This is a genomic window from Rhizobium sp. M1, from assembly GCF_002531805.1.
GTDB lineage: Bacteria > Pseudomonadota > Alphaproteobacteria > Rhizobiales > Rhizobiaceae > Rhizobium > Rhizobium etli_C.
On record NZ_NWSW01000006.1, the window covers coordinates 101,473 to 121,641 of the forward strand.

The window sequence follows — 20,169 nt, forward strand, 5'->3', positions numbered from 1 at the left end:
GGGACGAGCATCGATAGACAGCAAAACGCCCGGCATCATGCCGGGCGCCGGTCTTGCTACAATGGCCCGCCGCTCATTCGGAGCGTGCGGCCGAAGGATCGTTTTTCCCAACCGATGCTGAGCCTTGAATGGACGAAGCAAGCGGCGTTTGACGTTTGCCGATATCGATGCGCTCATCCGCCGCCTCGCGTATCGCCTGCCATTCATTTTCATGCCGGATGGCGATATCGCGGGGCACAAAGTTGATCGTCATATGTTTGTCATCCTGTTTCGAAAAATCAGCTGCCAGGCGCCGAAGAAGCCGTTGGAATAGGCGCTATTTCTTGGTTTCCGCGTGGCCCTTGAGGTCGGGACCGCCTTTGGAAAGATCTGCGCCGGTCACATGCGCCGGCACGTGGATGTCATGAATGACGCCAGGCGTCAGCGTCAGGTCGACATGATGCGGCGGCAGCACCTGCGCCTTCTGCATGCGGTTCGGCTTCGCCCGCTTCATGCGGTCGGATGCCTCCGTGCGTTTGTCGGGAACATGGGTCGAAGTGTGCATCATCGGCCTCCTTTTCAGCTCAACCAGGGTCTAACGAGCGGGCGTCGGGATGGTTCCCAAAAAAACTGACAATCTCCCGGCAATGACCGGCTTGACTGAGCCGGGAAGTTGATTACCTAGAGCCTGTCCGCAGCCTTCCAGACATCGGCTGCGAACAATGTTTGGTGCCGGGCCCCTCTGGCGAGAGTTTTTACGGCGCTCTCGTGATGTCGGTACCGCCTGCAGCTTAGCCGGCGGATTTTTCATCGATGAAAAAACTCACCATGCCTTGCCAGCATGCCCGTTGTGGCATGCCGCGTTTTTCGCTCTCCAGCCTCTCCAAAAAGATTTGCGGCTGTGAGGTGCGGCCATGAATCAACCTGCAACCCATGAATCCTCGCTCGGCTATTTCCGCTGGGCTTTCATCGTCACTGCTCTCGGCCTTATTCTCGGCGCCGTGCTCGGCTGGCAGACAACCGGCACCATCGGCGGCATGGCGACCGTCTTCTTCATCTGCACCGTGCTTGCGGTACTCGAGATCTCGCTCTCCTTCGACAATGCCATCGTCAATGCCAACAAGCTGAAGGAGATGACGCCGCTCTGGCAGAAACGCTTCCTCACCTGGGGCATCATCATTGCCGTCTTCGGCATGCGCATCGTCTTTCCGCTGGCGATCGTCGCGATCGCGGCACGGATCGGCCCCTGGGACGCGCTGGTGCTGGCTGCCCGCGAGCCCGCAGAATATGCCCGCATCATGAACGATGCGCATCTGCCGATCGCAGCCTTCGGCGGCACCTTCCTGATGATGGTCGGCCTCAGCTATTTCTTCGACCACGAGAAGAAAATCCATTGGCTTCGCGGCCTGGAAAAAGTGATGGCGCGCTCAGCGACCATCAGGGGCATCGAGATCGCCTTCGTGCTGGCGCTGATGCTTGTGTTCTCCTGGCTGATCGGCGGCGAGGAAGCCAGCGTCTTCGTCCATTGCGCCATCTACGGCCTGCTGACCTTCCTGGCGGTCGAGGTCGTCGGTGAGCTGCTCGATGCCTCGCAGCAGACGATGAGCGCTGCCGCCAAGGGCGGTCTCGGCGCTTTCATCTATCTGGAGGTGCTGGATGCCAGCTTCTCCTTCGACGGCGTCATCGGCGCCTTCGCCCTGACGCAGAACCTCTTCGTCATCGCGATCGGCCTCGGCATCGGCGCCATGTATGTGCGCTCGATGACGATCATGCTGGTGGAGAAGGGAACGCTTGCCGAATACCGCTATCTCGAGCATGGCGCCTTCTATGCCATCCTGATCCTCTCGGTGATCATGTATGCGCAGACCCTGGTGCACATCCCCGAGGTGATCACCGGCCTCGGCGGCGCGGCCCTGATCGGCCTGTCGCTCTGGTCATCCATCCGCCACAACAGGCGCGCGCGGGTGGAAGATCACGCCCCCCGGCAGGAAGAACTTCACGCCTGACGATAGAGCATGCCGCGCAAAAGCGTGCGCGGTTTTGCGACGACGACATGCGTGAAACAAAGGCTTGAAGCGCGACGCGCTTCAAGAAGCCGCAGCGCCTGGCGTTGCGGCCCGTTGAACAAAATAAAGCCCGCGACCATCCGGTTGCGGGCTGTTTCATTCATGCATGCCTTGAAGGTCTTAGCGGGTGACCTGACCGAAGGAGGCCGGGTCGATGCCGAGTTCCCTGAGGTCGCGGGCGCGCGGCCGGCGGCCGGCTTCGACAGCGGCGCTGACCGCGTTTGCGGCGCCGAGCACGGCAAATGCACGGCCAAGGAAACCGGTGCGGATGGAACTGCGGATAGCGGACATTGTGTTTTGCTCTCGTTCTGTGATTGACCACCTGCAAATGGGGCCGCCCGTCCTCCAGGACAATGCACGTAAACTCATCTCAGCCATGCAAAAAGAAGAGGCCGGCGCATGTCTCCATGGCCGGCCTTGAGGCAGGGGTAAGTTTGTCTTTTTAGTCTTCGTTTGCCGCCAGCTGCGCAAGCACCTGTCCCCGGCCGCGCAGCCGCAGGATCAGCGGGATGAGGAAGGCGGCCGCTGCAACAATGAGAAGGCCTGCCGCGATCGGTGACATCACAAGCGTCGTGACGTCGCCCTGGCTGATCGCCAGTGCCCGGCGCAGCTGCTGTTCGGCAAGCGGCCCGAGGATCAGGCCGACGACCGTCGGCGCAATCGGATAGCCGAAGAGCCGCATCACGTAGCCGAGCAGGCCGAAAGCCAGCAGCATGCCGAGTTCGAACACCGACGGATTGGCGCCGATCGTCCCGAGCGTCGCAAACAGCAGGATGCCCGCATAAAGCCACGGCTTCGGAATGGTCAGCAGCCGCACCCAGAGCCCGATCAGCGGCAGGTTCAAGACCAGGAGCATGGCATTGGCGATGAGCAGGCTGGCGATCAGGCCCCAGACGAGCTGCGGGTTGGTGGCGAACAGCAGCGGTCCGGGCTGCAGCCCGTATTGCTGGAAGCCGGCCAGCATGATCGCCGCCGTCGCCGTCGTCGGCAGGCCGAGCGTCAGCAGCGGCACCAGCGTGCCGGCCGCAGATGCGTTGTTCGCCGCCTCCGGGCCGGCCACGCCTTCAATCGCGCCATGACCGAACTCCTCGGGGTTCTTCGCCAGCCGTTTTTCGGTCGCATAGGAGAGGAAGGTGCCGATTTCGGCGCCGCCCGCCGGCATGGCGCCGATCGGAAAGCCGATCAGCGTGCCGCGCAGCCAGGCTTTCCACGAGCGCGCCCAGTCCTGCGCGTTCATCCAGAGCGAGCCCTTGACGGCTTCGACCTTATCCTCCGCCCGGTTGCGCTGCGCGGCGATATAAAGCGTCTCGCCGATCGCGAACATCGCCACCGCGAGCGTCGTCACCTCGATGCCGTCAAGCAGGTCGGGTATGCCGAAGGAAAGCCGCGCCTGCCCTGTCTGCTGGTCGATGCCGACCATGGCAAGGGCAAAGCCGATGAACAGCGAGGTCAGTCCCCGCAGCGCCGAATCGCCGAAAGCCGAGGAGACAGTGACGAAGGCGAGCACCATCAGCGCGAAATATTCGCGCGGCCCGAAGACCAGCGCCAGCTTGACGATATAGGGCGCGATGAAGGCGAGCCCGAGTGTCGCGAGCAACCCGGCAACGAAGGAGCCGATCGCCGCTGTCGCCAGCGCCGGCCCGCCGCGCCCGGCGCGCGCCATCTTGTTACCCTCGAGCGCGGTGACGATCGAGGCGCTTTCTCCTGGTGTGTTCAAGAGGATCGAGGTGGTCGAACCGCCATACATGCCGCCGTAATAGATGCCGGCGAACATGATCAGCGAACCGCCGGGGTCGAGCTTGTAGGTGGCGGGCAGCAACAGCGCCACGGTGAGGGCGGGTCCGATGCCGGGCAGCACGCCGACGGCAGTGCCGAGCGTCACGCCGACCAGCGCATAAACCAGGTTCATCGGCTGCATCGCAACCAGGATCCCCTGCCATAGGAATTCGAATGTGCTCATCTTGATATCCCAAGCGCGTTCCCGGCCGTGCGTTACGCGATCCGGCGCTGCGCAAAAATCAAAAGTGCCGACAGCGCGCGCGCCGTCAGAAGAACAGGCGTTCGAGCGGGCCGGCCGGCAGCGTCAGCTGCAGCAGCTGCGAGAAGATCGCCCAGACGACGAAGCTGAAGACGATGCCGAACGGCAGCGAGATCCAGAGCTTCCGTTTGCCGAAGCCGCGCGCCGTGAATGCAAACAGCAGACCGGTGGCGATCGAGAAGCCGGCAAGGCGCAGAAGCAGCATCTGTCCGACAAGACCGGCAATGATCCAGATAACGGGCGCCACTTCCTGCCGATCGCGTTCCGGAAACTCGCCGCGCCAGGCTTCGGCGACGGTCCAGATCCCAAGACAGAAGAGGCCGAAGGCCACCACTTGGGGCATCGTTGCCGGGCCGATGCGGTCATACTGCGCGATTGTTTTCAGATGCGATGCATCCCAGAACATCACGCCGGCGACAACAAAGAGGAAAGCGGCAATGATGAACGCCGCCCAATCAGGGCGGCGCGTGGTTGCCGAGGAGTTATCCCCGCTCATTGAACAAGTCCGATCTCTTTGAGAATGCCTTCAGTGGCAGCGACATCCTTTTCAAGCTGCGCCTTGAAGGCGTCGCCGGACAGATAGGTGTCGGCCCAGCCCTTGGTCTTCAGAATTTCCTGCCAGGTGGCGGAGCCGTGCAGTTTCTCGAAATCGGAGGTGATGGCGGCGACCTGCTCTGCCGACAGGCCGGGGGCAGCGGCGACCATGCGCCAGTTCTGGATGCTGACGTCGGTGCCGGCTTCCTTCAGCGTCGGCGCATCGACGCCGTCGATACGCTTGTCGCTCGATACGGCAAGAAGACGCAGCGTGCCCGCTTTCACTTGCGATTCGAACTCGCTGTAGCTCGATACGCCGGCCGTAACCTGACTGCCGAGAATGGCGGCAAGCGCTTCGCCGCCGCCGGAAAAGGCGACATAGTTGATCTTGGTCGGGTCGACGCCGGCGGCCTTGGCGATCAGACCGACGGTGATGTGGTCGGTGCCGCCGGCCGAACCGCCGCCCCAGGAAACAGCGCCCGGATCCTTCTTCAGCGCCGCGACCAGATCGGCCATGGTCTTGATATCGGACGAGGCGGGAACAACGACGGCCTCATATTCGCCGGTCAGGCGGGCGATCGGCGTGACGTTCTTAAGCGTCACCGGCGACTTGTTGGTCAGGATGGCGCCGACCATGACATAGCCGCCGACGATCAGCGAGTTGGGGTTGCCGGCAGCCTGGCTGCTGAACTGCGCCAGCCCGATGGTGCCGCCGGCGCCGGGGACGTTCTGGACCTGGACGTTGCCGGAGATCTTCTCCTGCTGCAGCGCGGTCTGCAGCGAACGGGCCGTCTGGTCCCAGCCGCCGCCGGGCGCGGCCGGCGCGATGATGGTATAGTCGGCCGCATAGGCCGGCAGCGCGATGGCGGCTGCGAGAATGGTTGCGATGAACGTATGCTTCACGATTTGTCCTCCGTCGGCGGCTGAGCGCACCGCCTGTTATTCTCCAGGGAATCGGGAGGGGTAGCCGGCCGGCGGACACAGTTGTCCGAATGACGAGCGGAATGCCTCCCAAGGCTTCAGTTCTCCGCCTCCACGGAGAAGAAGTAGCCAAAGCCACCACAACAAGCTGTCATCTAGCTGACATCGGCAAGATATCCAGGAGGAAAGGACACTTTTTTGCCGTAATTGCCCGCGCGGCGGATCCGCCGTGTTGCTTTCAGCGGCTCACCGCTCCCGGCATCACATCCGTCGGGATCGGGCAGATGTAAGGCTTTCCACCGGTCTTCTCCATCCATTCGGCCTTCGCCGCCTTCATCAGCTCCGGTGATTTCACCAGGGAAAGACCGGTCAGGGCGAGAGCCTTGGCTGCATGCGCCATGGCCTTATGCGCAGCCGGCGCCTTTCCTTGCGCAACGACCTGCCATGTATGCGGGTTGGTGCCGATGGCCCAGGCAGGAGCCCAGCATTGGGCCGTGGGGGTCACCCAGCTCACATCGCCGACATCGGTCGAGCCTGCCCGAAAGTGCGAATGGCCCTCGAAATGCCGCAGCCCGAGATGGAGCGGCATCGCGCCATCGATCTTGGCAGCGGAGAAGACGTCGTGCCCGATCTGATACAGCCTGATGCTGCTGGCGATGGCTTCGTCGGTAAACGTCTTCTGGATGCGACGCGCAAAGGCGATATCGGCTTCGTCGAAGGCGACGGGGCCGAGCGCCATCATGTTTTCATGCATCGCCGTTTCCAGCGTAATATTCGGGAGAAGGTTCGTGGAAGCCGTATCGAAGACGATCTCCACGTCGGTCTCCGTCATCATCGCGGCGCCACGCGCGACTTTTTCCACGCGGGCTGCGAGATTGAGAGCCTGTGGCATGTCCGGCGCCCTGATGAGGTAGAGCACCTCGGCCTGCGCCTGCACGACATTGGCAGCCCGTCCGCCGGCATCGGTGATGGCATAATGCACGCGGCAGTCCTGTGGCATATGTTCGCGCAGGAAATTGACGCCGACATTCATAAGCTCCACGGCATCGAGTGCGGATCGGCCGAGATGCGCAGCATTGGAAGCGTGGGCCGCAACGCCCTTGAACCGGTAATAATATTCCAGCACCGCGAGATTGTTTGTGGAGCGGACGCCGTTGAACGGTGCGGGATGCCAGGTGAGAGCCGTGTCCACATCGTCGAACGCCCCCGCACGCACCATGAAGGTCTTGCCCGAGCCGCCCTCTTCGCCGGGGCAGCCATAGTATCGCACAGTCCCGGAAATGCCGTTATCCTTCAAATGGTTGGCGAGCGCGACAGCGGCCATCAACGACCCGACTCCCAGAAGATTGTGGCCGCAGCCATGTCCGGTCGCGCCTGCCGCAAGCGAACGCTGCTCGGCGATGCCCGCAATCTGGCTCATGCCCGCGAGTGCGTCGAATTCGCCGAGAAATGCAATGACCGGCTTGCCCGCGCCGGCTTCTGCGATGAAGGCGGTCTCCATGTCGGCAACGCCGCGACGGACGGAAAAGCCCTCGTCCTCAAGGGCCTTTGCCAGCAGACCGGAAGAACTCTTCTCCTCGAATTTCAGTTCGGCAAGATCCCAAATCCTGTCGCTCAGCACCGCGCAGGCCGGCCGCATACGCTCGATCGACGAAACGATCGCATCCACTGCTTCCTTGCTCATCCCTGATCCTTGCTTCTCCCGGCGGCCAGCAGGCCTCCGGCATGACATATCGGTCCGGCAGGCGAGCCTGCCGGTCCTGTCGTGTTGCCAATCCGAAGTGCAGCGGCGTCTGCGCCTCGGCGCCGCGAGATTCTTCAGTCGACCGAGACTTCCCAGAGGCGGGCGTTCGACTGCCAGACCGGCTGGCCCTTCAACGTCTTCGTCGCACCCCACACGTCGACCATGTCGTAGAGGAAAATGCCCGGCGCCTCCTTCAGCATCAGCTCATGGAACGCGTCGAAGATCTTCTGCCGCTTGGCCGGATCGGCTTCGACATAAGCCGCTTTCATCAGTTCCACGGCCTTGGGATCGTCCCACATCAGTGAAGCATTCTTGTCTTTGTTGCCGACATAAAAACTGTACATCAGCGCAGGGTCGAGCCGCGGGGCGACCGATTGCGAAATCACCTGATAGTTGCCGGACCGGCGACGGTCGACTTGCGTTGCGTAGTCGAGAACTTCGATCTGCACATTCAATCCGGCCTGCTGCATCATCGCCTGCGCCATAACCGCGGCGGGAAAGCTTGGAACATTGCCGCGCTTGTTGGCAATGATGGTGATCGGCTCGCCCTTGTAGCCGGCATCGGCCAATTCCTTCTTCGCCGCCTCGATGTCGTAGGGCAGCCTCTGCTTCTGGGTATCGTCAAAATAAACGGAATCCTGCGATACCATCGAGCCGTTCGCCTCGCCGGTTCCATTTGAGGCGGCGGTGACAAGCTCGCCGAGGTCGAGCGACATTGCCATCGCGCGCCGCACGCCGGGCTTGCTCAGCACCTTGTCGCGCGTCTGGATGTAGAACAGGTTCTTGCCGTTGTTGCGGGCGACGATCAGCTGCAGCTTATTGCTCGCCTTGATTTCCGGAATAAGGTCGGGCGATATCTCGGCGGTATCGAGGGCGCCGGACTCCAGTCCTGCCTTGACGGTGGATGCATCGGGAATGACCATGAACTTGATGCCGTCGGCCAAAGGTCGTTTCGAGCCGACCATCCCGTCCGGCTTGCCGTCATTTTCGGGAGAGACGTAGTCGGTGAACTTGGCGAGACGGATGTACTCGCCTTTTTTCCATTCGTCCCACATGAACGGACCGGTCCCGACCGGTTTGACGAAACTGCCATCCGCAGCCACGGAATCGGGGGAAATGATGGCGGTGTAACCGCATTCCGGACGCGACATCAGACCCAGAAAGACGGCCGAGGGCTTTTCGAGCGTGATCTGGACGGTCGATCCATCAAGCGCCTTCACACCGGTCACGGGGGCGGCACCGCCGGGCGCAAAATCGGAAAGGCACGTCCATTTCGTCTCGGGCTTGAGATAACGGTTCCAGTTCCACACGACGTCGTCGGCGGTCAGCGGCTTGCCATTGTGGAATTTCACGTCGCCGCGAAGGCGGAATGTATAGCTAAGGCCATCGCTGGAAACGTCGACGCTCTTGGCGAGCAGCGGCTTGACCTCGCCGCTATTGTTATAGCCGACCAGGCCCTCGACGATGTGCAGGATAACACCGTCGGTATTGCCGTCGCGATTGACCCCGGGATTGCTGCTGCGCAGATCCGAACTCTGAGCCACGACGATGTCGCGCGCATGCCCGAAACCTGCCATGCCAAGCAGCATCGTGCCGGCGAGAAGAATTTTCTTCATTGTTCTACCCTCTTTGTTTTGTCGATGATCAAGGTTTAAAATTGTCCCAGCAGGCCCGTGAGAGCCGGCCGATGGTTTCGAGCGCGATCGTGTAGCCCGGCGTGCCGTCCGCCATGGCCTGAGGCACGTCATCGGTGAATACGGCAATGGCATAGAAGGGCTCTTCGCCCAGATAAACGATGCCGGCATTCATGCGGCCGCGCTTGCCCGTGCCGCCCTTGTGCGCAACCACGGTGGCGAACGGCAATCTCGACGGGATCGCATAACGCAAGATCTGGTTCTTCAGGGTTTGAAGCGCGTAGCGGCAGAGCGCCTGCGAGCAGCGCAATCTTTCTGCCGCTTCCTCCGAAGTCTGTGCATCGAGGATCGCCTGCAGGAGAAAAATCTGGTCGCGTGCCGTGGTGGTGGTGACCGACCGCAGCGAATGATCAGGTGATAAGGCCAGCGGTGGAATTAAAAAACGATGATGCGTGGCGTCCATGCCGATCGACTTGCAATAGCCGTCGACCTCCTCGAGCGTCAGCCGCTCGAAGACCATCTTGGTGCAGACATTGTCGCTCAACACCATCATCCCGGTGATCGCATCGCGCAGCGAAATGACAATGCCCGGCGTCAGGTAGCGAAACATGCCGCTTGCCACTTCCTCGGCAAAGCGAGCCTCGTAGGTGATCGGCTCGTCGAGATCGAGCCGGCCTTCATGAACGGCCTTGAGCGCCGCCATCATGATCGATGTCTTCCGGGTACTGGCCGAAGGGGTTTCTTCGTCAGCGCCGCGCTCTATCGTTTCACCGGTGCGCAGGTTGCGCACCATGAACCGGGTGACGAATGGCTGCGCTTCGCAGATTGCATGAAGTTGTTCGGCCGTATCGGCCGATGTCGTCACGATAGCCACGTTAATTCTCCAAACGCCATTTGAGTGTCACACCACCGCTTGCATTGTGGTCGAGCGCGGGGATGGCCGAGAGGAGACGACGCGTGTAGGGCTCCCTCGGATTGTCGAAGATCGTGCCGCAGTCGCCTTGCTCGACGATGCGGCCCTCCTGCATCACCACCACCCGGTCAGCCACCTGTTCGACCACGCCAAGATCGTGGCTGATGAAAAGGCAGGAGAAGCCGTAGCGTTTCTGCAGATCCGAGAAGAGGTCGAGCACCTGCGCACGGACAGTAACGTCGAGCGCCGACACCGGCTCGTCGGCGATCAGGAATTTCGGCCGGCGCGCAACAGCCCGGGCAATGGCGACGCGCTGCCGCTGGCCGCCTGACAATTCGTGCGGATAGCGGCTGGCATAGTCCTTCCCGAGGCCGACTTCCTCGAGCGTTTCGAAAGCCCGTCGCCGCTTGGCCTCGCCGCTCAGGTTCGGCACCAGACGCAGCGCCTCCTCGACAAGCGCGAGAATGGTCATGCGCGGATCGAGCGAGGAGTAGGGGTCTTGGAACACCATCTGGCAATCCAGCCGGTAGTTCTTCCAATCCTCGTTGCGGGACCGGCCCTGGAACTCGATCGTCCCGCCGCTTTCCCTGACAAGGCCGGCGATGGTGCGGCCGAGCGTCGTCTTTCCCGAACCGGAACCACCGACGAGGGCGACCACCTCGCCTTCATAGACATCGATGCTGACCCCATGCAGGGCCCGCTTCCCCCGCGCCTTTTTGAGGAACGACCGGCGACCGGGATAATCGACGACGATGTTCTGCGCCGACACCATCGGTGTCTTGGTCTTATCGATGGCGCGCGGTTCACCGCGATAGGGGAGCGAGGAGAGGAGCTTGCATGTGTAGGGATGCTGTGGCGCCGCGAGAAGCTTGTCGGCTCTCCCCTGCTCGACAATTGCGCCCTTCTCCATGACGATGATACGGCTGGTGTACCGGGCAACCATCGGCAGATCGTGGCTGATCAGCAGGACGGCCGTGCCTTCCGCGGTCGTCAGATCGACCATCAGCTCCATCACGTCGCGCTGAATGACGGCATCCAGCGCCGTGGTCGGCTCGTCGGCGATCAGCAATGCCGGCTTCAGCAGCATGACGGAGGCCAGCATGATGCGCTGGCGCATGCCGCCGGAAAACTCATGCGGGTAGGAAGTGAGGGCGCCTTCAGGGTTGAGAATACCGACGCGCTTCAGCATGTCGAGGATGCGCGCACGCCGCTCCTGCGGCGCCAGCTTCGTGTGCAGGACAAGCCCCTCCTCCAGCTGACGGCCGATGGTCATGGATGGATTGAGGGATGTCATCGGTTCCTGGAACACGACGCCGATCTCGCGGCCCCGCATCGCCCGAAGATCACTGTTGCTCATCGAAAGCACGTCGCGGCCCTTGTAGCGCACGGTTCCGCCGGTCACGCGAACCGCCGCCGGCAGCAGCGATATCAGCGCCCGGGTCGCCAGCGTCTTGCCTGAGCCGCTCTCGCCGACAATGCCGACAATCTCGCCTGGCGCTATGTCGAAGCCGACGTCCTTGACGACCTGCAGGCCGGTGCCTGCAACCTCAAGCGAGAGACCGCAAACGTTCAAAAGCGTGTCGCCGGTCATTTCAGCCCCCTCATACGCGGATCCAGCTTGTCACGAAGGGCGTCGCCCAGAAGATTGATGCCGAGCAGCGTCAGCGCGATGCAGAGGCCGGGAAAAAGGCCGAGCCACACGGCCTGCTGGATGAACGGACGGCCGGCGGCAAGCATGTTGCCCCAGGTCGGCGCCGGCGGAGGCACACCTAGACCCAGGAAGCTCAGGGCGCTTTCCGAGAGGATGGCCCAACCGAACATCGACGTGGCAAGCACGGTGATCGGGGCAAGGCAATTGGGCAGGATGTGACGGACCATCGTGAAAAGCTCGCTGTTGCCCATTATTCTCGACGCTTCGATGAATTCCCGCTCCCGCAACGACAGAACCGCGCCGCGCACGACGCGCGCCATGGACGGGGTGTAGGCAATGCCGAGTGCGAAGATGATGCCGTACTGATTGGCGCCGAATACGGCCAGCAGCCCGAGCGCCAGCAGAATGCCGGGGAATGCCAGCAGCGCATTGTTGATCGCCATGATGACGCCGTCGGCCCAGCCGCGGACATAACCGCTGACAACACCGATCAACGTGCCGAAGACGGTCGCGAAACCGACGGTCAGCGTGCCGATCCACACGCTGGCCCGAGCGCCGACCATCAAGCGGCTGAGAACATCGCGTCCGAACTCGTCGGTCCCGAGCAGATGAGCGCCGCCGGGGGCAGCAAGCCTTACGGCAAAACCAAGTTTCATCGGGTCATATGGGGTCCAGAAAAGACCGACCGCGGCGGTGATCACCAGGATGGCAATCAGAATGCTGCCGATGAGGCCGTTGAAAGTGAACTTTTTCATTCGGCAACCACCCGCGGATCGAAGAAGGGATAGAGGAGATCGACCACCAGATTGACCAGAACATAGGATAGCGCCACGAACAGCAGGCAGCCCTGGATCACCGGGTAATCCCGGGCAAAGATGCTATCGACCATCAAACGGCCGAGGCCCGGAATGGTGAAGACGGTTTCGATCACCGCGATTCCCCCGAGCAGGTTGCCGAGGATCAGGCCGATAACCGTCCATGTCGGGCCAAAAGCATTCTTGAAGGCATGGCGCCAGAGGACCGCGCTTTCCGAAAGGCCCTTGGCGCGCGCATGCGTGATGTAGTCGAGACGCAGGACTTCCAGCGTCGAAGCACGCGCCATGCGGATCAGAACGCCCATTTCGTGGATGACCAGCGTCATGATCGGCAGGACGAGATACAGGATCCCGCTGGCGATATTGTCGCCGACCGAGACATAACCGAGAACCGGCAACCAGCCGAGCTTCAGGCCGAAAAGCAGCAGCAGCAGGAGGCCGAGCCAAAAAGTCGGAATGGAAAGCAGCACCGTCGCCGTGCCCACCAGGGCCAGGTCCGTCAGGCTGTTCTGTCGCCAGGCCGCGATCACGCCGGCGGGCACTGCGATGACGCTCGCCAGCAACACAGCAATGACGACAATTTCGGCGCTGACCAAGAAGCGGGATGCGACCAGCGGCAGCACCGCCTCGCCGTTGACGATGGAGCGCCCGAAATCACCCTGCAGAACGTTCCCTGCCCAGATGACGAATTGCTGGATCATCGATTTGTCGAGCCCGAGCTCGATGCGCATCGCCGCCACTTGGTCAGGCTGCGCCATGTCGCCGAGCATCAAAGCGGCGGGATCGCCGGGGATGAGCCGGATGAGTGCGAAAACGGTGGCGGCCACGAGGGCGATCGTCGGCAATGCCATCAACAGGCGGTTAAGAATGAAGCGTATCATGTGTTCCCCACGATCGGCGGCAGAGCCGTGGCCGCCATCGGTTTCGTTAAGGGAGACTATGACGGAATGAAAAAATCTCCGCAATATTATGCGTATTCGTCATATGTTTATGCAGAATGATAGGATGCAGGAAACGCTGCCATTCTGTTGTTCAGGAGAAATAAGTTACTGATTCAAATATCTTTTTGTGAAAGCTGGATCTGCCGTTTTAATGCATCGCTCAGGGATTGCGCTGCAATCGACAGGGGAACCCCTGCAGCACGTGCAAGCCCGAACTGTTGACGTGCATGCGGAATGAACGGACGATGCACGACGGGAAGATGGCGATAGAGATTTGCATAGAAGCTGCTGATGATCGTGACACCGAGGCCGTGGGCGACATAGGAACAAGCGGAACTGTTCGTATGCGTTTCGATCTTGACGATCTGCTTCACGCCCGCCTGTTTGAAGCTCTGATCGAGCGCCATGCGATTGGGCCTTTGACGGCCGATGAGGATCAGCGGTACGTCGCGCAGGTCCTTGGCCGAGATCTCCGCCAGTTCTGCCAGCCGGTGATCCCTCGGGATGACGCAGACGCTTTCCCCGCTCGCCACCTGCTCGACTTCGATGCCGGGACCGATTTCCCCTTCCATACGCAGGAAGCCGATATCGAGCACACGCTCCTCGACCAGCTTATTGATGGCAATGGTCGTGTCGAAAAACGTCTCGATGCGGACACTGGGGAAATCCCGCACGTAATCCACCAGCATGGCCGGCGCGAAGTTCTCCCACATGCTGCTTGGCAGACCGATCCGCACGATTTCCGGCCCTGCGGCGCCGCTTCTCAGATCTTGGGCGTGCCCGGACATGCGATCCACGGCCAAGAGAATATTCTCTGCATCCCGGGCGAGGATGGCCGCCTCCGGCGTCGGGATCAGCCGCCCCTTGTCGCGTACAAAAAGGGTGATGGACAAGTCCGCCTCGAGCTGCTGCAGGAGCCGGCTCACCCCCGACTGGCTGAGGCCCATGGCCTTGGCCGTCGCAATGGTCGATCCGGTGGACATCAGCGTCCGCAAGACCTCGAGCTGTCTGATGTTCATCGTGAAGCGTCCTCTGCACCGGCGGCCCAGCGCCAGTCGGCAATGCTTTGCAGAAAAAGGCCCGCGGATTTGGCCAAGGGATATTTCTCGCCGCTGACGAGGCAATAGGTCACCGGCAGTTCGGGCACCAATGGCACGAAACGCAGCGGCAGGGCTGTGTATTCGCGCGCGATGATGTCGCCCACCAGGGCGATCCCCAAACCATTCGCAGCCAGCGCACATGCACTGGCCACCGAATGTGCCTCGAGCAGCGGGCGCTGGCGTAGCCCGCCCTGGTAGAAAAGCGCCTCCAATTCGTGCCGAACAGGCCGCTCCCGGTTGAGGACGATGAGGTCCTGCCCCTTGAGGTCCGATATCGTCAGAGCGCTCTGTTTTGCCAATGGATGATCGGCATGAAGCGCGCAGACGATGCGGGAGAAAAGCTGTTTCTCCTGCCGCAGTCCGGGCGTCGCCAGCGGCAGGCGCGCGAAACCGATATCGGCCTCTCCGTCCGCCACCATCCTCTCGATCGCCAGATAGCTGCCGGAAGCGAGCTCCACGCGCACCGGACCATGGGCGCCGAAGAAGGCCTTGATCATGCGGGGAAGCACGGTGGATGACAGGCTGGCCGGGAAGGCAAGGCGCAGCAGCATGTCGCGTGAACGACCGCTTTCCAATTCCACCGCCGCCGTTTTCAGCTCCCGCAACCGATCCGAAATAGCGCGGATATCCGGCCCGAGCTGCCGGCCTTCGCGGGTCGGAGACAGCCGGTTCTTGTCACGTTCGAACAGACGGACGCCGAGATAGTCTTCAAGCTGCTGCAGCAGTCGGCTGGCATTGGATTGTGAAATGCCGAGCTCCAGCGCGGCGGCGATCGTCGATCCCGTTGCCGCGATCGCGTCATAGGCCTCGATATGCTTGAGGCTGATGCCTGCGCTGACTGCCCTGACCATGTGATGACTTTCCTCGGTAGCCTTATTCGAGAACTGCATAAGATTGCAGCGCTGTCAAAAGCAGAACAATTTCCGGTCTCGACCGAAGACCATCGAAAGAGTTTCGTCAATGACCACCGTTCTGCAGCGCATCGCAGCCCAGCTTTCATCCCGAAAGCATTTCTCTGAAACCGCCATCGAACGGGCAATCGATGCCGTCGCCGATACTTTTGGCTGCATGATCGCCGGCGCCGGAGACCTGGCCGTCACCGGCGTGACCGCGGCTTTTGCAAGCGAAATCGCAGGCGGAGGAAGCGCCTGGCTTGTAGCAGGCGGCGGCGCCCCCTCCTCCATTGCCGCGCTCGTCAATGGAACTGCGGCGCATGCACTGGATTTCGACGACAATTTCCATCCAGCCCGCGCCCATGCATCCGCGGTCCTCGTCCCTGCATTGCTGGCCACGGTTGCAGCAGGTCGCCCGGTGAGCGGCCGCGCTTTTCTGAGCGCCTATCTTGCAGGCCTGGACGCGCAGGCTGCCGTGGGTTTCGGCGTCAATCCCTCGCATTACAACAGGGGCTGGCATGGGACGGCGACGGTGGGCGCAGTCGGCGCCGCGGCGGGTGTGGCTCAGTTGCTGGGCGCAAGCGAGGAGGAGACGGCGCAGGCGATGAGCCTTGCAGCCTCGCTCGCCTGCGGCCCCAAGGGTCAGTTCGGTACTCTGGCCAAGCCGCTTCATGCAGGCATTGCAGCCCGAAACGCGGTTGAGGCGGCGCGGCTCGCCATTGCAGGCATCAGAGGCCGGCTCGACATCCTGGAAAGGCCGCAGGGATTTCTGGATCTTTTTGGCGGAGACGACCCGCGGGCATGGACGGATCTGCGACCGGAGCCGGCCCATATCATCGAAAGACGCGGCTTGGTCACCAAGCGACATCCATGCTGCGCATCGACCCACCGGGCAATCGATGCGCTGCTCGAGCTTAAACGAGACTATGGACTGACGGCGGACGACATCGTGTCGATCGACACCAAGGTCGGCGTCTCCGCCTTTCGCAACCTCGCCTATGCGGAACCCGCAGACGAGATGCAGGCCCGCTTCTCGATGCAATACTGTCTGGCGACGGCCTTTCTGAATGGATCCGTCAGCCTTGGCGATTTCACGCGCTCTGCCGTTTCGCGCCCGGATGTGAGGATGCTGGCAAAACGCATAACGATGGAATCCTATTCAGCGGACGAGGAAAAAGGAAATGAACGGTTGCCGCATATTGTCACCGTGCGGCTGTCGGACGGGACGACGCTACGCCGACAACGTCTCCATGCAAAGGGTTCCGTGGAAGACCCGCTGAGCACGCAGGAGCGCCGCGAAAAATTTGAAGACTGCCTGAAATGGGGAAATCGTCAACCGGGCTGCGACCTCTACGCGCGCCTCAGAAGACTGAATGAGGCCGCAGACCTGTGGACGGAGCTTGGCATGGCGAACCACAGCCGGAAAGCTGAATTGCTTGCGGGACCTGAGACCGTATAACCCCTGTCAATCCGGGCTTTTCGTGACTTCGCGTTCCGCAGGTTGCTTCAGCCGCGCCGACCTGCTTCGGCGCGGCTGAGACAGGCAGCGCGGATCCGGCAATCCTCTTCCGGATATGGCTGTCCGGCGCTCGCAAGGACAGGTCTTCCTCACTGCGCCCGCAGAACCTCGTTCCAGTGCGCGATCAGCCGCGCCCGCTTCACCTGGTCGAGATAGACCATCAGCCCGGGGCTGACAGGCACTGGCCGAAGTTGCGAACCGAGCAGCTCCTGCAGCGTATTGGCGGTGTTCTCGCCGGCCACCTCGGGGCTGACCGCGGGGATCTGCAGCTCGCGCGCCATGATCGTCTGGCCCTCCTTCGACATGAAAAAGGTAAGGTAACGACGACCGAGCTCCGGCTCGGCGGCCGCCTGCGGGACCAGCCCGATCCGCGACATCACCACCGTATAGTCCTTCGGCAGCACGATCCCGACATCAGGATGCCGCGAAGCCCAGTCGGCGGCGTAGGAGCCGAGGATATTGTAGCCGAGCACGAAGCGCCCGTCGGCAACGCGTTCGAGGATCGCCGAGCTCGTCGAGTAAAGCTTGACGCCGGCCGCGCCCATCGCGCCGATCACCGACCAGATGTCGCCGAATTGCTCCTGGTCGCGCGCCATGAACAGAAAGCCGACACCGGACCTCTCGATATCGTAGGTGCTGATCCGGCCATAAACCGCATTGCCCTTGCGCTTCAGATAGTCGACGAGTTCCGCCCGCGAGCTTGGCACCGGCTCATGCGCGAAGCTCGGCTTGTGATAGACGAAGACCGCCGGCTCGAAAGTCAGCGCATAGGCGGTGTTGCGCCAGTTCGCCCATTTCGGCCATGCGGCGCTCATCGGCAGATTGCTGACCTGGGCATAGCCGTCATTCGAAAGCTTCACCTGCAGGTCCATCGCCGAGGAGAAAGCAAAATCCGCCGTCTTCTTGCCGGCATCCGTCTCCCCGACGATCCGGTCGTAGATTTCGCCGGTCAGCATGTCCTCATATCTGACCGCGACATCGGGATTGGCCTCCTGAAAGCCCCGGATCATCGGCTGCGCCAGCGGCTCGTCGAGCGAGGAATAAACGGTCAGCACCGGCGCCTCGGCCTTGCCCGATTTCGCCGGAAAAAAGACCTGATCGGCCAGGGCAAAACCCGGCCAGAACGCCAGCAGCAAGATGAAAATTCTCCTCATGCCGCAACAATGCCCGAGCACGGCTGGAGGAGCAAGGGCGCGCCGGAGCGAGGCCCTCGGTGGGGCCGGCTCAACTCGATCACTGGTCATTTTCGGTGCCGACCGGCAAGCTTTGACCAAGCCGTATATTTCGTTTCCGCCAGCTTTCACCACAAAGGATTAGCAAACAAGGCCGTCCTTCACCCTTTTAGAGTATTGATGAAGACCGGCGACGATATATGGTCGCGCTACCGCGTCAAAACGTCGACGCCGCCCGAATTACTTTTTCGGGGGACGACTCTGCGCGACAAAAACTCTAAAAATAGCTAGGTTATTCCGGGAAGATCCATGGGAGGGGTCATGGAACGACGACTGAGCGCTATTCTCGCTGCGGATGTCGTCGGCTACAGCCGGCTGATGGGCATCGATGAGTCAGGCACGCTGCAGGCGCTGAACCGCCATCGCTGCGAGCTGGTCGATATCAGGATTTCGGACTACAAGGGCCGGATCGTCAAACTCACCGGCGACGGCATCCTTGCCGAATTCCAGAGCGTCGTGAATGCGGTCGCCTGCGCCGCCGAAATCCAGCGCAGCATGTCGACGCGCAACGAGAACGTCCCGAAGGATGAGCGCGTCGAATTCCGCATCGGCATCAATCTCGGCGACGTCGTCGTCGAAAACGGCGACATCTTCGGCGACGGCGTCAATCTCGCCGCGAGACTCGAGCGTATCGCCGCCCCCGGCGGCATCGCCGTGTCGGCTTCGGTGCGCGATCAGGTCGGCTCGCGCCTCAATCTCGGCTTCGAATTTATCGGCGAACACATGCTGAAGAACATCCGCCAGCCGGTGCAGGTCTATACCGTCACCCTCGCGCCACCCTCTTCCGCCAAGCTCATCGCGCAGAACCGCAATACCTGCTTCATCGCGGTCTTGCCTTTCACCAATATGAGCGGCGACGCCGACCAGGATTATTTCTCCGACGGCATAACCGAAGACATCATCACCGATCTCTCCAAGATCTCCAGCCTGCACGTCGTGCCGCGCAATACGATCTTTACCTACAAGGGCATCTCGGTGAAGTTGAAGCGGCTCGCCCAGGAACTCGGCGTGCGCTATGTGCTCGAAGGCAGTGTGCGCATCTTCGACAAGCGCGTGCGCATCTCCGGCCAGCTGATCGACACCGCCAATGGCGATCATCTCTGGGCCGAGCGCTACGACCGTGACCTCACCGACATCTTCGCCATCCAGGACGAGATCACCCATGCGATCGTCGGCCAGCTGAAGGTGCGCCTGCTGCCGGAGGAGAAGAAGGCGATCGCCAACGAGCCGACCGCCAATGTCGAGGCCTATACCTATTATCTCCGGGGCCGCCAGCTTTCCCACACCTGGACGAAATCCTACCTGCAGCTCGCCAGGCGCATGTTCTGCAAGGCAGTCGAGCTCGATCCGGACTATGCCCGCGCTTATGCCGGCATCGCCGATTGCGACGCCGCGATCCGCGACTGGGCGCCCGACGATGTGCCGCTGAGACGCATCCTCGAGATGAGCGCCCGCGCGCTCGCACTCGATCCCGATCTTCCGGAGGCCCATGCTTCGCACGGCTTGGCGCTGCATCAGAGCGGCTATGATGACCGGGCGGCGGCGGCCTTCGAGCGTGCCCTGACGCTCGACCCGAACCTCTTCGAGGCGAATTTCCATTATGCCAGGTTCTTCTTCATGCACGGAAACTTTGCCGAATCCGTTCAATATTTCACCCGCGCCGCCGAAATCCGCCCTGACGACTATGTCTCGCCGATCCATCTGATGGCCGCCTACCATTCGCTCGGCCGTGGGGTGGACAGGGAAAACTGGGCCCGCCTCGGCTTGCTGCGCGCCGAACGCGCGCTGAATCTCAATCCGGAAAATTCCGGCCCCGCCCATCGCGGTGCGCTCGCGCTTGCCCATCTCGGCGATGTCAAACGCGCACGCGACTGGGCGGCGCGGGCGATCGCCATCGACCCCGACGACATTGTCGCCCAGTATAATCTCGCCTGCGTCTATTCCGTCCTCGGCGATGTCGACCAGGCGATCGACCTTTTGGAGAAGCTGCTGCCGAACAGCTCCGTCTACCATATCAAATGGTTCAATAATGATTCCGACCTCGACAATATCCGCGACGACCCGCGCTTCCAGAAGCTGCTCGCCGCCGCGATGACGCAACGCGAGGAGATGGAAAGGACGGGCAGCTGAGATCGATCTTTATCCGGCCCGTTCACCAATCTTCAAAATCGCTGTGACAACCCGTCCTC

At 61.7% G+C, this 20,169-nt stretch carries 19 protein-coding genes; 3 read left to right on the forward strand and 16 right to left on the reverse strand.

The window, feature by feature from the left end; translation table 11 throughout:
- Positions 1 to 73 precede the first annotated feature (73 nt).
- Entirely contained in the window at positions 74 to 253 is a 180-nt protein-coding gene (locus CO655_RS06660) for a hypothetical protein (protein ID WP_010032152.1), read from the reverse strand.
- A gap of 63 nt (positions 254 to 316) precedes the next feature.
- On the reverse strand, positions 317 to 547 hold the full coding sequence (locus CO655_RS06665; RefSeq protein WP_010032149.1) for a hypothetical protein: 231 nt from the start codon (positions 545 to 547) through the stop codon (positions 317 to 319).
- Positions 548 to 893: 346 nt separating this feature from the next.
- On the opposite strand from CO655_RS06665, the gene CO655_RS06670 reads away from it, so the two are divergent.
- Complete coding sequence (locus CO655_RS06670; RefSeq protein ID WP_097664167.1) at positions 894 to 1,985, forward strand: DUF475 domain-containing protein; 1,092 nt, start codon at positions 894 to 896, stop codon at positions 1,983 to 1,985.
- Here the strand turns inward: CO655_RS06670 and CO655_RS33770 are convergent.
- From CO655_RS33770 to CO655_RS06730, 13 genes are all read right to left on the reverse strand, one after another.
- Positions 1,976 to 2,149: a hypothetical protein gene (locus tag CO655_RS33770; protein WP_176539223.1), complete on the reverse strand. Its 174-nt coding sequence runs from the start codon at positions 2,147 to 2,149 to the stop codon at positions 1,976 to 1,978. The two genes, CO655_RS06670 and CO655_RS33770, sit on opposite strands and share 10 nt — an antisense overlap.
- A 16-nt stretch (positions 2,150 to 2,165) precedes the next feature.
- Positions 2,166 to 2,336 carry a hypothetical protein gene (locus CO655_RS33775; protein WP_097603939.1) on the reverse strand — a complete coding sequence of 57 codons (171 nt, stop codon included), beginning with the start codon at positions 2,334 to 2,336 and terminating at the stop codon, positions 2,166 to 2,168.
- 151 nt (positions 2,337 to 2,487) lie between these two features.
- Entirely contained in the window at positions 2,488 to 4,005 is a 1,518-nt protein-coding gene (locus tag CO655_RS06680) for a tripartite tricarboxylate transporter permease (protein ID WP_097603938.1), read from the reverse strand.
- An 85-nt stretch (positions 4,006 to 4,090) separates the two neighbouring features.
- On the reverse strand, positions 4,091 to 4,579 hold the full coding sequence (locus CO655_RS06685) for a tripartite tricarboxylate transporter TctB family protein (protein ID WP_010029796.1): 489 nt from the start codon (positions 4,577 to 4,579) through the stop codon (positions 4,091 to 4,093).
- Complete coding sequence (locus CO655_RS06690) at positions 4,576 to 5,520, reverse strand: tripartite tricarboxylate transporter substrate binding protein (protein WP_010029797.1); 945 nt, start codon at positions 5,518 to 5,520, stop codon at positions 4,576 to 4,578. The genes CO655_RS06685 and CO655_RS06690 overlap by 4 nt, the downstream gene beginning before the upstream one ends.
- A gap of 256 nt (positions 5,521 to 5,776) precedes the next feature.
- Positions 5,777 to 7,222, reverse strand: a complete 1,446-nt coding sequence (locus tag CO655_RS06695; protein ID WP_097603936.1) for a M20 family metallopeptidase — start codon at positions 7,220 to 7,222, stop codon at positions 5,777 to 5,779.
- A 134-nt stretch (positions 7,223 to 7,356) separates the two neighbouring features.
- Entirely contained in the window at positions 7,357 to 8,898 is a 1,542-nt protein-coding gene (locus CO655_RS06700) for an ABC transporter substrate-binding protein (protein ID WP_097664168.1), read from the reverse strand.
- 28 nt (positions 8,899 to 8,926) lie between these two features.
- Entirely contained in the window at positions 8,927 to 9,709 is a 783-nt protein-coding gene (locus CO655_RS06705) for a serine hydrolase (RefSeq protein ID WP_097664247.1), read from the reverse strand.
- An 82-nt stretch (positions 9,710 to 9,791) separates the two neighbouring features.
- Positions 9,792 to 11,420 (reverse strand): ABC transporter ATP-binding protein, encoded by a 1,629-nt coding sequence (locus CO655_RS06710; protein WP_097603934.1) that lies wholly within the window; start codon positions 11,418 to 11,420, stop codon positions 9,792 to 9,794.
- On the reverse strand, positions 11,417 to 12,235 hold the full coding sequence (locus CO655_RS06715) for an ABC transporter permease (protein WP_097603933.1): 819 nt from the start codon (positions 12,233 to 12,235) through the stop codon (positions 11,417 to 11,419). The genes CO655_RS06710 and CO655_RS06715 overlap by 4 nt, the downstream gene beginning before the upstream one ends.
- Positions 12,232 to 13,176 (reverse strand): ABC transporter permease, encoded by a 945-nt coding sequence (locus CO655_RS06720; RefSeq protein ID WP_097664169.1) that lies wholly within the window; start codon positions 13,174 to 13,176, stop codon positions 12,232 to 12,234. Before CO655_RS06720 ends, CO655_RS06715 begins: the two co-directional genes overlap by 4 nt.
- A 173-nt stretch (positions 13,177 to 13,349) precedes the next feature.
- On the reverse strand, positions 13,350 to 14,255 hold the full coding sequence (locus tag CO655_RS06725) for a LysR family transcriptional regulator (RefSeq protein WP_097580392.1): 906 nt from the start codon (positions 14,253 to 14,255) through the stop codon (positions 13,350 to 13,352).
- Positions 14,252 to 15,226, reverse strand: coding sequence for a LysR family transcriptional regulator (locus tag CO655_RS06730; protein ID WP_348628142.1), 975 nt, complete (start codon positions 15,224 to 15,226; stop codon positions 14,252 to 14,254). Before CO655_RS06730 ends, CO655_RS06725 begins: the two co-directional genes overlap by 4 nt.
- A gap of 70 nt (positions 15,227 to 15,296) precedes the next feature.
- Between CO655_RS06730 and CO655_RS06735 the strand changes: the two genes are divergently transcribed.
- Positions 15,297 to 16,688, forward strand: coding sequence for an MmgE/PrpD family protein (locus tag CO655_RS06735; protein WP_097664171.1), 1,392 nt, complete (start codon positions 15,297 to 15,299; stop codon positions 16,686 to 16,688).
- 149 nt (positions 16,689 to 16,837) lie between these two features.
- Here CO655_RS06735 and CO655_RS06740 read toward each other — a convergent pair whose 3' ends face one another.
- Positions 16,838 to 17,884 (reverse strand): ABC transporter substrate-binding protein, encoded by a 1,047-nt coding sequence (locus tag CO655_RS06740; RefSeq protein WP_064683404.1) that lies wholly within the window; start codon positions 17,882 to 17,884, stop codon positions 16,838 to 16,840.
- Positions 17,885 to 18,241: 357 nt separating this feature from the next.
- Between CO655_RS06740 and CO655_RS06745 the strand changes: the two genes are divergently transcribed.
- A complete protein-coding gene (locus tag CO655_RS06745; protein WP_097664172.1) occupies positions 18,242 to 20,110 on the forward strand; it encodes an adenylate/guanylate cyclase domain-containing protein in 1,869 nt (622 codons plus the stop codon).
- The last annotated feature ends 59 nt before the right edge of the window (positions 20,111 to 20,169 follow it).

Excerpts from the sequence above, each read along its gene's own strand:
- CO655_RS06705 (WP_097664247.1), bottom strand. The coding sequence starts at position 9,709 with ATGGTGCGCAACCTGCGCACCGGTGAAACGATAGAGCGCGGCGCTGAC.
- CO655_RS06710 (WP_097603934.1), bottom strand. The coding sequence starts at position 11,420 with ATGACCGGCGACACGCTTTTGAACGTTTGCGGTCTCTCGCTTGAGGTT.
- CO655_RS33775 (WP_097603939.1), bottom strand. The coding sequence starts at position 2,336 with ATGTCCGCTATCCGCAGTTCCATCCGCACCGGTTTCCTTGGCCGTGCA.
- CO655_RS06745 (WP_097664172.1), top strand. The coding sequence starts at position 18,242 with ATGGAACGACGACTGAGCGCTATTCTCGCTGCGGATGTCGTCGGCTAC.
- CO655_RS06665 (WP_010032149.1), bottom strand. The coding sequence starts at position 547 with ATGATGCACACTTCGACCCATGTTCCCGACAAACGCACGGAGGCATCC.
- CO655_RS06720 (WP_097664169.1), bottom strand. The coding sequence starts at position 13,176 with ATGATACGCTTCATTCTTAACCGCCTGTTGATGGCATTGCCGACGATC.
- CO655_RS06680 (WP_097603938.1), bottom strand. The coding sequence starts at position 4,005 with ATGAGCACATTCGAATTCCTATGGCAGGGGATCCTGGTTGCGATGCAG.
- CO655_RS06715 (WP_097603933.1), bottom strand. The coding sequence starts at position 12,235 with ATGAAAAAGTTCACTTTCAACGGCCTCATCGGCAGCATTCTGATTGCC.
- CO655_RS06660 (WP_010032152.1), bottom strand. The coding sequence starts at position 253 with ATGACGATCAACTTTGTGCCCCGCGATATCGCCATCCGGCATGAAAAT.
- CO655_RS06730 (WP_348628142.1), bottom strand. The coding sequence starts at position 15,226 with ATGCAGTTCTCGAATAAGGCTACCGAGGAAAGTCATCACATGGTCAGG.
- CO655_RS06700 (WP_097664168.1), bottom strand. The coding sequence starts at position 8,898 with ATGAAGAAAATTCTTCTCGCCGGCACGATGCTGCTTGGCATGGCAGGT.
- CO655_RS06735 (WP_097664171.1), top strand. The coding sequence starts at position 15,297 with ATGACCACCGTTCTGCAGCGCATCGCAGCCCAGCTTTCATCCCGAAAG.
- CO655_RS06685 (WP_010029796.1), bottom strand. The coding sequence starts at position 4,579 with ATGAGCGGGGATAACTCCTCGGCAACCACGCGCCGCCCTGATTGGGCG.
- CO655_RS33770 (WP_176539223.1), bottom strand. The coding sequence starts at position 2,149 with ATGAATGAAACAGCCCGCAACCGGATGGTCGCGGGCTTTATTTTGTTC.
- CO655_RS06695 (WP_097603936.1), bottom strand. The coding sequence starts at position 7,222 with ATGAGCAAGGAAGCAGTGGATGCGATCGTTTCGTCGATCGAGCGTATG.
- CO655_RS06725 (WP_097580392.1), bottom strand. The coding sequence starts at position 14,255 with ATGAACATCAGACAGCTCGAGGTCTTGCGGACGCTGATGTCCACCGGA.
- CO655_RS06670 (WP_097664167.1), top strand. The coding sequence starts at position 894 with ATGAATCAACCTGCAACCCATGAATCCTCGCTCGGCTATTTCCGCTGG.